This is a genomic window from Neobacillus cucumis (assembly GCF_016908975.1).
Lineage (GTDB): Bacteria > Bacillota > Bacilli > Bacillales > Cytobacillaceae > Neobacillus > Neobacillus cucumis.
The window spans coordinates 80,230-93,718 of sequence record NZ_JAFBEX010000005.1; the positions used below are offsets into that span (position 1 = coordinate 80,230).

The 13,489-nt window shown below is 37.2% G+C and carries 12 protein-coding genes; 8 read left to right on the top strand and 4 right to left on the bottom strand.

The window, feature by feature from the left end; all coding sequences use genetic code 11:
- The first annotated feature begins 18 nt into the window (after positions 1-18).
- A complete protein-coding gene (locus tag JOC76_RS08070; RefSeq protein ID WP_205177088.1) occupies positions 19-3,129 on the top strand; it encodes an alpha-mannosidase in 3,111 nt (1,036 codons plus the stop codon).
- Between the two features lie 112 nt (positions 3,130-3,241).
- On the opposite strand, the gene infC is transcribed toward JOC76_RS08070, so the two are convergent.
- A complete protein-coding gene (infC, locus tag JOC76_RS08075) occupies positions 3,242-3,802 on the bottom strand; it encodes a translation initiation factor IF-3 (protein ID WP_205177089.1) in 561 nt (186 codons plus the stop codon).
- 85 nt (positions 3,803-3,887) lie between these two features.
- The gene (locus JOC76_RS08080; RefSeq protein ID WP_205177090.1) at positions 3,888-4,769 is read right to left on the bottom strand and encodes a LysR family transcriptional regulator; all 882 of its coding nucleotides are present in this window, start codon (positions 4,767-4,769) and stop codon (positions 3,888-3,890) included.
- A gap of 206 nt (positions 4,770-4,975) precedes the next feature.
- Here JOC76_RS08080 and JOC76_RS08085 point away from each other — a divergent pair, with 206 nt between their 5' ends.
- Both JOC76_RS08085 and JOC76_RS08090 read left to right on the top strand, forming a co-directional pair.
- On the top strand, positions 4,976-5,665 hold the full coding sequence (locus tag JOC76_RS08085) for a CoA transferase subunit A (protein WP_205177091.1): 690 nt from the start codon (positions 4,976-4,978) through the stop codon (positions 5,663-5,665).
- Between the two features lie 17 nt (positions 5,666-5,682).
- The gene (locus JOC76_RS08090; protein WP_205177092.1) at positions 5,683-6,339 is read left to right on the top strand and encodes a CoA transferase subunit B; all 657 of its coding nucleotides are present in this window, start codon (positions 5,683-5,685) and stop codon (positions 6,337-6,339) included.
- 107 nt (positions 6,340-6,446) lie between these two features.
- On the opposite strand, the gene JOC76_RS08095 is transcribed toward JOC76_RS08090, so the two are convergent.
- Both JOC76_RS08095 and JOC76_RS08100 read right to left on the bottom strand, forming a co-directional pair.
- Entirely contained in the window at positions 6,447-6,593 is a 147-nt protein-coding gene (locus JOC76_RS08095) for a BH0509 family protein (protein ID WP_205177093.1), read from the bottom strand.
- 239 nt (positions 6,594-6,832) lie between these two features.
- The gene (locus JOC76_RS08100; protein WP_205177094.1) at positions 6,833-7,501 is read right to left on the bottom strand and encodes a hypothetical protein; all 669 of its coding nucleotides are present in this window, start codon (positions 7,499-7,501) and stop codon (positions 6,833-6,835) included.
- A 496-nt stretch (positions 7,502-7,997) separates the two neighbouring features.
- Here JOC76_RS08100 and JOC76_RS08105 point away from each other — a divergent pair, with 496 nt between their 5' ends.
- The 5 genes from JOC76_RS08105 to JOC76_RS08125 all read left to right on the top strand — a co-directional run bounded on the left by JOC76_RS08105 (position 7,998) and on the right by JOC76_RS08125 (position 13,230).
- A complete protein-coding gene (locus JOC76_RS08105) occupies positions 7,998-8,444 on the top strand; it encodes a hypothetical protein (RefSeq protein ID WP_205177095.1) in 447 nt (148 codons plus the stop codon).
- A gap of 1 nt (position 8,445) precedes the next feature.
- Positions 8,446-8,670 carry a helix-turn-helix transcriptional regulator gene (locus tag JOC76_RS08110; RefSeq protein WP_205177096.1) on the top strand — a complete coding sequence of 75 codons (225 nt, stop codon included), beginning with the start codon at positions 8,446-8,448 and terminating at the stop codon, positions 8,668-8,670.
- A 56-nt stretch (positions 8,671-8,726) separates the two neighbouring features.
- The gene (locus tag JOC76_RS08115; protein ID WP_205177097.1) at positions 8,727-9,470 is read left to right on the top strand and encodes a DUF4386 domain-containing protein; all 744 of its coding nucleotides are present in this window, start codon (positions 8,727-8,729) and stop codon (positions 9,468-9,470) included.
- A 309-nt stretch (positions 9,471-9,779) separates the two neighbouring features.
- On the top strand, positions 9,780-11,690 hold the full coding sequence (locus JOC76_RS08120; RefSeq protein ID WP_205177098.1) for a beta-glucoside-specific PTS transporter subunit IIABC: 1,911 nt from the start codon (positions 9,780-9,782) through the stop codon (positions 11,688-11,690).
- A gap of 85 nt (positions 11,691-11,775) precedes the next feature.
- Complete coding sequence (locus JOC76_RS08125) at positions 11,776-13,230, top strand: glycoside hydrolase family 1 protein (RefSeq protein ID WP_205177099.1); 1,455 nt, start codon at positions 11,776-11,778, stop codon at positions 13,228-13,230.
- The last annotated feature ends 259 nt before the right edge of the window (positions 13,231-13,489 follow it).

A 13,489-nucleotide genomic window follows, 5' to 3' on the forward strand; every position in this document is an offset into this window, starting at 1 on the left:
TTTAAAGGAGTGTTTGATATGTTTTGGACTATTGATAAGCTAGAGAGAAGGATACAAGAACTAGATTCCTATCGCTATAGAAATATTCTGCCGGTGGCATCATTTCAGTCTCAAGAAGATGAGGAAGGAAAGATTGGACAGAGGCCACCAGAGGGTGGACCATGGGAAACGATGAACGTAGGGGATCGATGGGAAGGTCGAGATAAATACATTTGGCTGAAAACGCTCATACCGATCCCAGAGCAGTGGGGACAGCAAAAAATTGTTGGAGTGTTTGATTTTGGAAAAACGGGCGGTGGTAATAATTCAGGATTTGAATCCCTGCTCTATGTAAACGGAGAGCCCTATCAAGGTGTCGACATGAACCATCAGGAAGTATTTTTGGATGGCAGAAGAGCCGGCACCACCATTGAAATGTGCTTCCGACTTTGGTCCGGACTCGAAGGCGGAGGTAAGCCGACACTGCAGGAACATCAGTTGAAAACGGCTTTTATCGCATGCCTGGATGAAAAGGTCGATGATCTATATTACACCGCAAAGGCAGGGCTCGCAACTGTAGAGTATCTGCAGGAAAATCAGCCGGAAAGGCAAGCATTATTAAAGGCTTTAGACAGGGCGTTCTTGATAATCGATTGGTCTGAACCCGGATCAGAGGGTTTCTATGATTCCCTTTATCAAGCACAAGCAGTTATAAATGAAGAAATAGAGCAACTTCCAAAAAACTATCCCGTTACCGTTACAGCAATTGGACATACCCATATCGATGTAGCCTGGTTATGGAGGCTGAAGCATACAAGAGAAAAAGCTGCACGCTCTTTTTCGACGGTTCTCCGTTTAATGGAGAAATACCCGGATTACGTTTTTTTACAAACACAGCCACAATTATATGATTATATTAAAAACGATTATCCCGAGATTTTTAAGCAAATTGAAAAACAGGTTCAGGAAGGACGTTGGGAAACAGAAGGTGGTATGTGGCTGGAAGCGGACTGTAATTTAACGTCAGGCGAATCACTTGTCCGTCAATTGTTGTTCGGTACTAAATTTATCCGGGAACACTTTGGAAAAGAATGTGAATATTTGTGGCTTCCGGATGTTTTTGGGTACAGCTGGGCCCTTCCGCAAATTTTAGTGAAATCCGGCATTAAGACTTTTATGACCACGAAAATTAGCTGGAGTCAATATAATCGCATGCCGCATGATACCTTTAAATGGAGGGGGATTGATGGAACGGAGATCTTAACTCATTTTATCACCACTCCTGAGGATGACCGCTGGTTCTATACATACAACGGACAGATTACTCCTCGCTCTGTAAAAGGAGTTTGGGAAGCGTATCGTGATAAAGCTGTAAACCAGGAGCTTTTAATTTCCTATGGTTATGGAGACGGAGGCGGCGGTGTTAATCGTGAAATGCTGGAAATGAGGAGAAAATTAGATAAGATGCCTGGTTTGCCAGCTGTTAAGACAGGCAGAGCCGATGAATTTTTTAGACGCCTTCATAAGACGGTAGAAAATACAGACCAATATGTTCATACATGGGATGGCGAGCTTTATCTTGAGTATCACCGCGGAACCTACACATCTCAGGCCTATAATAAACGGATGAACCGCAAAATGGAGCTGCTTCTTCGTGAAACTGAATGGCTTAATACCTTGAACAGTGTACTTTCGGGTTCTTGGTCAGCTTATCCTGTACAACAATTAGGAGAAAGCTGGAAAATTGTCCTTCGGAATCAATTCCATGATATCATTCCAGGATCCTCTATTCACGAGGTTTATGAAGACAGTAAGCTGGAATATGGACAAGCCTATGAGCTGGCAGTGAATGCATGGAAGGAAGTTTCGCAATCCTTAACCGAAAATCATGGACAACCATCTTACACCATTTATAATTCTTCTTCATGGAAGCGAAATGATACGGTTAAAATTAACACCAACACGACTGGTGAGTTATTGTGGAAGAAAGAAACCGGTGAGGTCCTCGATGCTCAGCAAACAGCTAATGGAGAATGGCTAGTCAAAGTGGATGAAGTTCCATCATTCGGAAAAAGCTCCATTTTTTATGAAAAGGGGACAAACCATACAGCTTCGCCGTTCAATGAGTCTGGAAATAGTATTTCATCCGACTATTATGAGATTACATGGAATGATAATGGCCAGCTAACGAAAATCTATGACAAGAAAAACGGAAGAAATGTTTTGGCGCCTAATGCGCGTGGTAATGTGCTTCAGGTCTTTGAAGATAAACCAATGCGATTTGATGCATGGGATATCGATCTTTATTATCAAGAAAAGATGAAAGAGATTACGAGTTTACAAGAGTCTAAAGTGATTGAAAATGGTCCGGTACGTTGTGTTGTCGAGTTTACATGGGCTTATTCAAACTCAGTGATTAATCAGAAAATGGTCCTTTATGCTACAAGTCCGCGAATTGATTTTGAAACAAAGATTGATTGGCATGACCAAAATCAACTGTTGAAGGTTGCTTTCCCTGTTGAAATTCGGGCTACAGAGGCAACGTATGATATTCAATATGGAAATGTAAAACGTCCAACACATTGGAACACAAGCTGGGATTACGCACGATTTGAATCGGTTGGTCATCAGTGGGCAGACCTCTCTGAACGGGATTATGGTGTAAGCTTACTTAACGATTGTAAATACGGACATGATATCAAAGATAATGTCATTCGACTTACACTGTTAAAGTCTGCTGTTTACCCTGATGTATTGGCTGACCAAGGTGAACATTTGTTTACTTATTCCTTACTTCCTCATGCTGGAGGCTGGTACGAAGGTAATACTGTACAGCATGCTTGGGAGCTAAATAATCCATTGACCTATGGAGAAGGCCAGTCTCAAAGTGTTTCCATGTTTCATATTGCTGATCAAAATGTCATGGTTGATGCAGTTAAAAAGGGAGAAAATGATGATCATCTCATCCTCCGCCTGCATGAATTTGCTGGTGCAAGAGGAACCGTTGAGGTAGCAAGTGATTTCCAGATTCAATCGTGGCAGGAATGCGACTTAATGGAAAGAAGCATTTCCGAAGCAAGGGAAAATGAGGCCTTTACGTTTGAGATCAAGCCATACGAAATTAAAACTTTTATTATAAAGTTACAATAGGACAGAGGCAAAGTGGGGGAGATTTTTTTCCCCCTTGTAAACAATTAATAAGTTAATCCACAAAAAAAGCTCAAAGATTTGAGCTTTTTTTATGGATTATTTGTAACGAATTTTATGGCTTTAACAATATCGATAACATATTCCCTTGTAATGTAGCATTTGTTTTTGAAGTCACTAAGTGGCTGACCTCTTGGCAAAAATTAGTAAGGATTTCTTCACCAATTTTTATATGCGTAATTTCTCTTCCGCGAAAACGAACACTTACTTTGACATAATAACCTTTTGTCAAAAAGGACTCCGCGCTTCTTACCTTTGTTTGAAAATCATTTTCGTCAATCGTAATGGACATGCGTATTTCTTTAGTTTCGATTGTTTTCTGATTCTGTTTGTTCTGCTTTTCTTTTTTCTGTAATTCATATTTGTATTTTCCTGCATCTAAAATCTTACAAACAGGCGGATCAGACTCCGTGATTTGAATAAGGTCTAATCCCCGTTCAATCGCCATATTAAGCGCTTGAATGGTGGGTAATACTTGTTGACCGCTTTCTGATACGAGTCTTACTTCTTTTGACTGAATCGCATCGTTCATGATCAATTTTTTAATAATTTTTTCCCTCCAAACATGGAATTCACAATAATCAACATTGATAGTGGTAATCTTGTACTCATTCATTACAATCTATGTTAAGAAATTCAAGTTGGAAGGGCTCTTTAGCTAAAATTTTATAAAAAGCATTTCTTCATAGAATGAAAAAACATTAAATTTTATACTGATCGTAAAGGAACTGAAGCAAAGCTCTTACGGCAAAGGATAAATAACGGTCCTTTTTGGTGATGACAGCAAGTTCCCACATGGGCGGAGAATGCAATGGAATCATGTTAATCGTTTGTTTGTCCATTTTTGTATAGATGGATTTTGGTAAAAGAGTGATTCCAAGTTGAACACTAACCAGTTCAGCGATTAAGTCCCATTGCGAACTTTGATAGGCTATTTTAGGATAGAAACCTGCTTTCTGACAATGCTGAATGATTAAATTGTGTAAGGCAAATTCTTGATTAAAAAGGATGAATTTTTCCTCTGCTAATTGTTCCAGTTTGATTTCTTCTTGTTTTGCGAAGGGATGTGTTGGATCTGTATACAACATAAATTCTTCTTTAATGAATGGTATCACATCAAATTTGGAATGATTGGTTGGTAAGACAACGATTCCGACGTCTACTTGCCCTTCTTCTACTAAATATTCAATCCGTTTTGCCCCAAGTTCTATTAATTCTAAGGAAACAGACGAATGAAGCATTCCAAAATTTTTGGCGATTGTTGGGAAAAAGAGGGTGCCAATCAAAGGGGGAATCCCAATTTTAATTTTGCCAGTTGGTAAATTCATTAAATCATTTATCAATAGGGTGAGCTCATTTGTAGCCCCTAATATGGTTAAGGCTTGCTTGTAAACAATTTCCCCTGCATCAGTTAACATTAATTTACGGGTTGAACGTTCAAATAATTCAACATTTAATTCGGATTCTAATTTTTTAATAGACTTACTTAAGGTTGGCTGTGATAGATAAGTACTTGCCGCCGCTTTTGTGAAACTTCCATATTTAACAATTTCCATAAAATATTGCAAATCCTTTAATTCCATTCTAAACCACCTTTTATTCCATTTCGTAATAACTTTTATTACTTTTATTCATTTTACTCATAAAAAAGAATATTGTAAAATTTTAATCAAATGATAGGGAAATTGATTAGACGGAGGTAAAAACCGCCTTTTTGTCCGTTTTGTAAGCGTTTTATGTTCTTTGGTCTGGGGAATTGTGAGTTTTAAATAAAGGAAGGGGAATCGTGATGAAAAAGATCTTTACCAGTTTCGAAGAAGCAGTAAATGAAATAAAAGATGGAATGACGTTAATGGTTGGGGGATTCGGACTTGTTGGAATTCCAGAAAATCTTATCTTAGCATTATGTAAAAAGAACACAAAAGATTTAACGGTCATTTCAAATAACTGTGGGGTAGACGATTGGGGACTTGGTATTTTATTAAAGAATAACCAAATAAAAAAGATGATTTCCTCGTATGTTGGAGAAAATAAGGAGTTTGAAAGACAAGTGTTAAGTGGGGAATTAGAAGTACAGTTGGTACCCCAAGGAACGCTAGCAGAGAAAATACGTGCCGGCGGAGCTGGGATCCCTGCTTTTTACACTCCGGCAGGTGTTGGAACACCCATTGCGGAAGGACGGGAAACAAGAGAATTTAATAGTAAAGAATACTTACTAGAAGAGGCATTAACAGCTGACTTTAGTTTAATAAAGGCATGGAAAGCTGATAAACTAGGAAACTTAGTTTACCGACAAACAGCACAAAACTTTAATCCGATGATGGCTGCTGCTGGAAAAGTCACCATTGCTGAAGTAGAAGAAATCGTAGAAGTCGGTGAACTATTGCCAAATGAAATTCACACTCCAGGAATTTATGTTCAAGGATTGATTGTAGGAAAACATGAAAAACGAGTTGAGCGTCTAACCGTAAGAGCTTAGTAGGGGGGCAAACATAAATGAGTAACGTTAGAATTAAGATAGCAAAAAGGGCAGAAATAGAAATTCAAGACGGAAATTACGTAAATCTTGGTATCGGGATGCCAACTATGGTGGCTAACTATATTTCAGAAAACAAACATGTGGTTTTACAATCTGAAAACGGGCTTCTAGGGATTGGACCGTACCCAACAGCAGAGGAAGTCGACCCAGATTTGATCAATGCAGGGAAAGAAACTGTCACAGCAGTTAGCGGAGCTAGTTTCTTTAACAGCGCTGAATCATTCGCCATGATACGTGGAGGTCATATTGATATCGCCATTCTAGGTGGAATGGAAGTGGCTGAAAATGGGGATTTGGCAAACTGGATGATTCCCGGAAAAATGATTAAAGGCATGGGTGGAGCAATGGACTTGGTTCACGGAGCGAAAAAAACCATTGTGATTATGGAACATGTAAACAAAAATGGACAGGCAAAAATTTTAAAAAAATGCTCTCTCCCATTAACGGGAAAAGGAGTAGTTAATAGAATTATAACTGACCGAGCTGTAATAGATGTAACGGAGGAAGGCTTGAAATTAATAGAAGTGGCTAGTGGATATACTATTGAAGACATAAAGGCATCGACAGAACCAAATTTAATTATAACAAATCAAGTTAAGTGCAATGCCTATTAATAATCGTAACTCTTTTGTTTATTGCAAGATAAAATGCCTGTCCGAAGTACTCCGGGACAGGCATTTTTATTTATGTTTTTTCAATTTGAAATTTGTTTCATGTCTACTTACATATAATCATAAACTGAATCTTCGAAATAGAGCCAGTGATAATACTCAATCTGTGAATCTGTCATAACAGCAATATCTTTTTCATTGAATTTTTGTTTTTCTAATAAATGTTTCACTTTGAAATTTCGTTCTACTTGGCTCATATCTATAGCCTCCTTATGTATATGTAATAGCGAATGCTACAACTGGAAACGTTTTCTTTTGGTTCTTGTCTTTATTATATATCTAAAAACGAGATGAAACCAATATTATTTTTAGATTGATTTTTTGAAATTAATACTCATACAAGAAGTAGAGTTCAGGGGGAAATAATGAGTAATTAAGTGAATGGAGAAATTAATTCTACATTCTAAAATTTTATTCACAAAAAAACAAGTGACATCTATGCCACTTGTTTTTTTGGCTGACTTTGACTTCTTTCAAAGAATTCTATAAGAATCCACAGTCCGATACTAGCGCCGACACATGTACCGAAAAATCCGCCTGCATGAAAGGCGAGTGCAATTAACCATGCAAAAGACAGCAGTCTGTGTACCTGTCTTGTCCATTTATTTTTAATTTTACGAATCACATACCCATACATAGCAAGCGTAAGAAGAATAAGACCGGCTGCAATCCCAGAAAGTTGATCATGGTCACCAAGTTTTTTGGTATAGAGGAAATAGGCACCATGAACAGCTGTTAATACTAAAGCAGTCCAACCCACAAAGTTATGTACTTTGTATAAAAATTTGGAGAGTTTTTTAATAAATGGTACCTTTGAAGTCATCTTCTTTTTGAAACGGAACCACCAGAAGGCAACCGTACCTAAGAAGATGGAAACATTCCCAACCTGTGTCATCCATCCCTTTAATCCGCCCCCGTCACCTTTACCTCTCATAGCCTTCATTTGTTCTGGTGTCAAATTTTGCCCATTTTTTGCGGCTTCCTGCATTTTATGTTTAAGGTCGTCTGGAACATCCTGTTTCGATAGTGCCTGATATATAAGAATGCCAGCAGCAATGAGTATAATTAGGATCGCTGGCAGATAGGTTCTAATTTTTGGATTCATGAAAACAAATTCCCCTTATCAAATAAGTATATTGTTGTTGAAATACGCCGTTTTTTATTGCATGTTGATTGAACAAAAAGAGATTATATTACAATATCTTTTCGATTTTCATATGTAGTTATACAAGTTCATTAAAATCATTTCCCTTATTGAAGTGTCATTTTGCTAATCAATTTCCAATTCGTATTTATTTGAGATGACACTGTTTTTACTATATTAGAAATTGGAGAGATATTTATTAAAATCTTATTAAAATTAACTTAAGTGAATATTAAGTATAAAACTGCGTTTTCTTTTTATTCAAAATTTTATCACATATTTAGGTACTTCATTTCATAACTTCCTCCAACTAGTGCTCGGTTAATGTTAGTATATTTCAATTTTATTTATTTTTGGAATTTTTTGTAATTAATACTTTACTTAATGTAAAGTTTATATTACATTATGTATAATAAACATTACTAAGTGTAAAGTAAAATGTACAGGGAGGGAAACCATGACCTATCAAGAAAAAAAGAGTATCGTATCGTTGATTAGCACCTTACTCATTTTTGCAATTTATTGCTTGTATATGTACCCGCGGCACCCCGAGGGAGGGCTGAAGTCGATGGAAACCTTTCGCTATTGGGGTACATTCGTCCTCATTTTGACTTTGTTATCAATAGTGGCACACATCATTATTAGTATTCTTTTTAACATTATTTTTCGAATGACGACGGGAGAAAAGGAACCAAAATTTGCGGATGAACTGGATAAGTTAATCGACTTAAAAGCAAACCGAATTTCTTTTTTTATATTTATTTTCGGCTTTCTACTTGCAATGGGATCGCTGGTTTTCTATCAGCCGTCACAGGTGATGTTTATAATCCTAATCGTTTCAGGGTTCTTTTCTGATATCACCGGATCCTTGACAAAACTTTATCACTATAGAAGAGGAGTCTAATATGGCTAAAAATCTTGTCGGCAATCATATCCGAAGATTACGATTTAACCATGATGAAATGACCCAGCAGAAGTTGGCTGACAAGGTAGGCGTAACAAGACAAACAATCGTGGCTCTCGAAAAGGGAAATTACTCTCCATCTCTAGAATTAGCTTTTCGAATTGCTCATGCCTTTAACTTACCGTTGGAGGAAGTATTCTTCTATGGGGATCAAACTAAGCTCTAAAACGAAAAGTGTTTTGCTTTACTGTTTTTGAATTTATTAAAAAAGGGGATATAAATATGAATTCAAGCAAAAAAGCAGCAAAAATTGTGGGAGTATTATTTATCATGGCAGCCGTTACAGCGGTAATAGCTGTTATTTTATACAGACCTATCCTAAATACTCCTGATTACTTGATCCAAGGTTCCTCACATGCAGACAAGGTTATATGGGGAGTGGTGATGGAGTTAATTCTTGTCGTTTCAGCAATTGGTACTGCAACCACCATGTTTCCATTTTTAAAAAAGTATAATGAAACGATTGCTCTTTGGCATTTAGCTTTTAGGTTTCTTGAAGCGGTTATTATTACGGTTGGAATAATCAGCGTCCTGTCCTTACTAACACTAAGCAGAGAATATGTAGCAGCGGGGGCCCAAAATATCGACTCCTTTCAAGCATCAGGTATTTTATTAAAAGCGGTGCATGATTGGACATTTTTGCTTGGTCCCAATTTCATGCTGGGCATTAATACATTGATGTACAGTTATATCTTTTTTAAATCCAAGCTCGTACCAAGGTTTATACCCATTTTGGGTATAACAGGGGCAGTTCTTGTATTTATTGCAGCCTTGTTAGAAATGTTCGGTGTCATTCAACAAGTTTCTGTTTGGGGTGGTATTTTGGCGCTGCCAGTTGCGGCTAATGAAATGATTTTAGCCGTTTGGCTCATCGCAAAAGGATTTAATGAATCTGCACTTGCTTCCATATCTGAAAAAAAGAAAGCAACGAATGTTATTACAATCCGTAATAAAGTCGAATCTTAAACAAAGCAAAATTGTTCAATATAGGGCAACAGTGCTTTAGTTAAGAGGAACGACAACTTTCGATAAAAAATGAAAAAAGTTTTATGAAGGCGTTGACAAATTTCTCGTAATGGTAGTATAGTATAAACAAGAAAACGATAACAAGAACTTAGGATTGTTACTGGTCAGGCAGGCAAAACCTAAATCACATGAACATTTTGAGTGAATGCTCCAATGGTCCGTGATTTTGGTTTTGCCTGCCTTTTTGTTATTATTCCCGCGCGCGAGTTCTATTATTCTATCTATTTTAATTTATGGAGGGTCAATAACATGAAGTATGAAAAGTTATCGAAAGACATACTTGAATTAATTGGTGGAAAAGAAAATGTTAATAGTGTTTTCCACTGTGTAACAAGACTTCGTTTCAAATTAAAAGACGAAAGTATTGCAAAAACTGAGGAAATTAAAAACTTAGACGGTGTCGTTACGGTCATGAAAAGCGGCGGACAATATCAGGTTGTTATCGGAAATCACGTACCAGATGTATATGCCGCAGTATTAGCAGTTGGTGGTCTTAGTGGAGTAAGTGAAAACGCTTCAAATGATGATGATGGTAAAAAAGTCGGTCTAGGTGCCAAATTCATCGACATGATTTCAGGAGTCTTCACACCAATCTTAGGAGTACTTGCTGCAACAGGTATGCTTAAAGGTTTTGCAGCCTTAATCTTAGCTTTGCATTGGGTAGAAGCAACGTCTGGAACTTATAGCTTATTAAATATCGCTGGAGATGGCTTATTCAATTTCCTACCAATATTCCTAGGTTATACAGCAATGAAAAAATTTGGAGGAACGCCGTTTGTCGGTATGGCAATCGCCGCAGCACTTGTTCATCCAGGTTTAACAGCTTTGTCAGCAGGAAAACCACTTTATACACTATTTAAAGGAACCTTGTTCCAATCTGATATTCATGTAACATTTTTAGGAATTCCAGTTATCTTAATGAGTTATGCATCAAGTGTTATTCCAATTGTATTGTCAGCATTTTTTGCAGTAAAGGTAGAAAAAGGATTCAAAAAGATCATTCCGGATGTAGTAAAAACATTCTTAGTTCCATTCTTTACAATCATGGTAATGGTACCGTTAACATTCTTAGTCATCGGACCAATCGCAACGTGGGCTGGTAGTTTACTAGGTGCAGGAACCATTTGGATTTATCAATTAAGCCCAATCGTGGCTGGTTTAGTTCTTGGTGGCTTCTGGCAAGTATTCGTTATGTTTGGTCTTCACTGGGGACTTGTTCCAATTGCAATGAACAACATTTCATCTTTACATTACGATCCAATTCTAGCTACAACCACTTTTGTATCTTTTGCACAAACTGGTGCTGTTTTAGGTGTTATGTTAAAAACCAAAAACAAAAAGTTAAAATCTTTAAGTATTCCAGCTTTCATTTCAGGAATTTTCGGTGTAACAGAACCAGCGATTTACGGTATTTCCTTACCGCTTAAAAAGCCTTTTATCATGAGCTGTATCGCAGGTGGAATTGGCGGCGGAATTATCGGTGCTTTTGGAAGTAAATTATGGATGTTTGGTGGAATGGGAATTTTCGCTATTCCAAGCTTTATCAAACCAGGAGCAGGACTTGATATGGCTTTCTGGGGAGCTATGATTGCGATTGTAGTATCTTTCGTATTAGGATTTATCTTAACTGCCCTTTTTGGATTCAAGGACACAGCAAGCAAAGAAGAAACAAAAGTAGAAACAAAAGTAGAAGTGAAAAAAGAAGAAGGTCCAGTAGAAGTAGTTAGCCCAATCAAAGGCGAAATCGTTCCTTTATCAGAAGTCAAAGACCAAGTATTTTCAAGTGAAGCAATGGGTAAAGGTGTAGCGATTAACCCATCTGAAGGAAAAGTCTTCTCTCCTGTTAATGGAGAAGTAACAATTATGTTTAAAACAAAGCATGCGATTGGCCTTACATCTGAAGATGGTGCTCAAATCCTCATTCACGTTGGGATGGATACGGTTGAATTAGATGGAAAACATTTTACGGCCCATGTGAATCAAGGGGATATTGTAAAAGCTGGGGATTTATTGGTTGAATTTGATGTAGAAGCGATTAAAGCAGCTGGCTATCAAGTTGTAACACCAATCGTTGTTACAAACACACCAGATTATCAGGAAATTAAAGTATTACAAGCAGGACAAGTTGATAAAAATGAAAAGCTATTAGTGCTTGTGTAATTATAGGTTCAATCTATATGGAATATGGTTTTCGGCTCCAAGCCGAAACCATATTTTACAAAAAATATATTTGGAGGTAAAAATAATGGCTAATATTCAATTTCCTAAAGACTTTTTATGGGGTGGCGCAACTGCAGCTAACCAATTAGAAGGTGCATATAATGAAAGCGGCAAAGGATTATCCATTTTCGATATGGTTAAATTTGTGCCAAAAGAGGAACGCGGAAATGATCCCGAGATGGATGTTAAAAGCGAAAAAGAATTAGAAGAATTATTATCCTTAGGGGATGGCGAAAACTTTCCAAAGCGCCGTGGAATTGATTTTTACCACCATTACAAGGAAGATATTGCGTTGTTTGCAGAAATGGGCTTTAAAGTCTTCCGTATGTCTATCTCTTGGCCGCGTATTTTTCCAACTGGAGAAGAATTAACGCCTAATGAAGAAGGTCTTGCCTTTTATGACAGAGTGTTTGATGAATTACAAAAATATGGTATCGAACCTTTAGTCACTTTATCACACTATGAAATTCCTCTTCACTTGGTTCAAAAATACAATGGCTGGGCAGACCGTCGCCTTGTTGAGTTCTTTGTCCGTTATGCAGAAACCGTATTTAACCGTTACAAAGATAAAGTTAAGTATTGGTTAACTTTTAATGAAATCAATATCTCTCAATTCTCTCCATATATTGGTTCTGGTATTCTTGTGGACCGTGTAGAGCACAAGGAGCAAGCTGTATACCAAGCACTTCACCATCAATTCGTTGCTAGTGCAAGAGCGGTTAAGGCTTGTCATGAAATTATTCCTGGAGCGCAAATCGGCTGTATGTTAGCTCGTATGGAAGTGTACCCAGAAACTTGTAATCCACGAGATGTGCTAGTAGCACTGGAAGAAGATCAAAAGAATCTATTCTTCACAGATGTTCAGGTTCGTGGCTATTATCCAAGCCATATGTTAAGTTATTTCGAAAAGAATAACATCAAAATCGAGATGTTACCTGGTGATGAAGAAATCTTGCTGCAGCACCCAGTTGACTTCCTATCATTTAGCTACTATATGACCATGGTAGCGAGCGGTGATCCGGATAAATTGAAACAAAAAGGGAACTTCTCTAGTGGAATTTTGAACCCTTATCTTGAAACATCTGATTGGGGCTGGCAAATTGACCCCACAGGTTTAAGAATTACCTTGAAGAAAATGTATGACCGTTATCAAGTACCTTTATTTATCGTGGAAAATGGATTAGGGGCTTATGACAAGGTGGAAGAAGATGGTTCCATTAATGATGATTATAGAATTGATTATCTACGTGAACATGTTAAAGCAATGGGCGAAGCCATTCAAGATGGAGTCGATCTAATGGGATACACTACTTGGGGTTGTATCGATTTGATCAGTGCCGGTACTTCAGAAATGTCTAAACGCTATGGGTTTATCTATGTAGACCAGGATGATTATGGTAATGGCACCTTAAAGCGTTCACCTAAAAAATCTTTCAATTGGTATAAAGAAGTTATTGCATCCAATGGAGTGAATTTATAAGAACACCTAAAAAAGAGAACCGATTCTGGTTCTCTTTTTTTGTCATATTTTTTAATATTTAAAATTTTCAAAAAAGAAGGAATTTTACTGTTGTTACATAGAATATATTATTAAATGTATAAGAAATAGGAGGGATGAGAAAGAATTAACTTGGCGTTAAAAAATTTATGCTTCTTTTTCTTTTTAGTTTTTATTGAATAACTTTCCATATTATTCCATACCCTCAATTAATGCCGCATAAAGCAGCCTGTTTTAATTT

What these genes read in the sequence shown, in the direction of transcription:
- JOC76_RS08070 (WP_205177088.1), top strand. Translation starts at nt 19, where the DNA reads ATGTTTTGGACTATTGATAAGCTAGAGAGAAGGATACAAGAACTAGAT.
- infC (WP_205177089.1), bottom strand. Translation starts at nt 3,802, where the DNA reads ATGAATGAGTACAAGATTACCACTATCAATGTTGATTATTGTGAATTC.
- JOC76_RS08080 (WP_205177090.1), bottom strand. Translation starts at nt 4,769, where the DNA reads ATGGAATTAAAGGATTTGCAATATTTTATGGAAATTGTTAAATATGGA.
- JOC76_RS08085 (WP_205177091.1), top strand. Translation starts at nt 4,976, where the DNA reads ATGAAAAAGATCTTTACCAGTTTCGAAGAAGCAGTAAATGAAATAAAA.
- JOC76_RS08090 (WP_205177092.1), top strand. Translation starts at nt 5,683, where the DNA reads ATGAGTAACGTTAGAATTAAGATAGCAAAAAGGGCAGAAATAGAAATT.
- JOC76_RS08095 (WP_205177093.1), bottom strand. Translation starts at nt 6,593, where the DNA reads ATGAGCCAAGTAGAACGAAATTTCAAAGTGAAACATTTATTAGAAAAA.
- JOC76_RS08100 (WP_205177094.1), bottom strand. Translation starts at nt 7,501, where the DNA reads ATGAATCCAAAAATTAGAACCTATCTGCCAGCGATCCTAATTATACTC.
- JOC76_RS08105 (WP_205177095.1), top strand. Translation starts at nt 7,998, where the DNA reads ATGACCTATCAAGAAAAAAAGAGTATCGTATCGTTGATTAGCACCTTA.
- JOC76_RS08110 (WP_205177096.1), top strand. Translation starts at nt 8,446, where the DNA reads ATGGCTAAAAATCTTGTCGGCAATCATATCCGAAGATTACGATTTAAC.
- JOC76_RS08115 (WP_205177097.1), top strand. Translation starts at nt 8,727, where the DNA reads ATGAATTCAAGCAAAAAAGCAGCAAAAATTGTGGGAGTATTATTTATC.
- JOC76_RS08120 (WP_205177098.1), top strand. Translation starts at nt 9,780, where the DNA reads ATGAAGTATGAAAAGTTATCGAAAGACATACTTGAATTAATTGGTGGA.
- JOC76_RS08125 (WP_205177099.1), top strand. Translation starts at nt 11,776, where the DNA reads ATGGCTAATATTCAATTTCCTAAAGACTTTTTATGGGGTGGCGCAACT.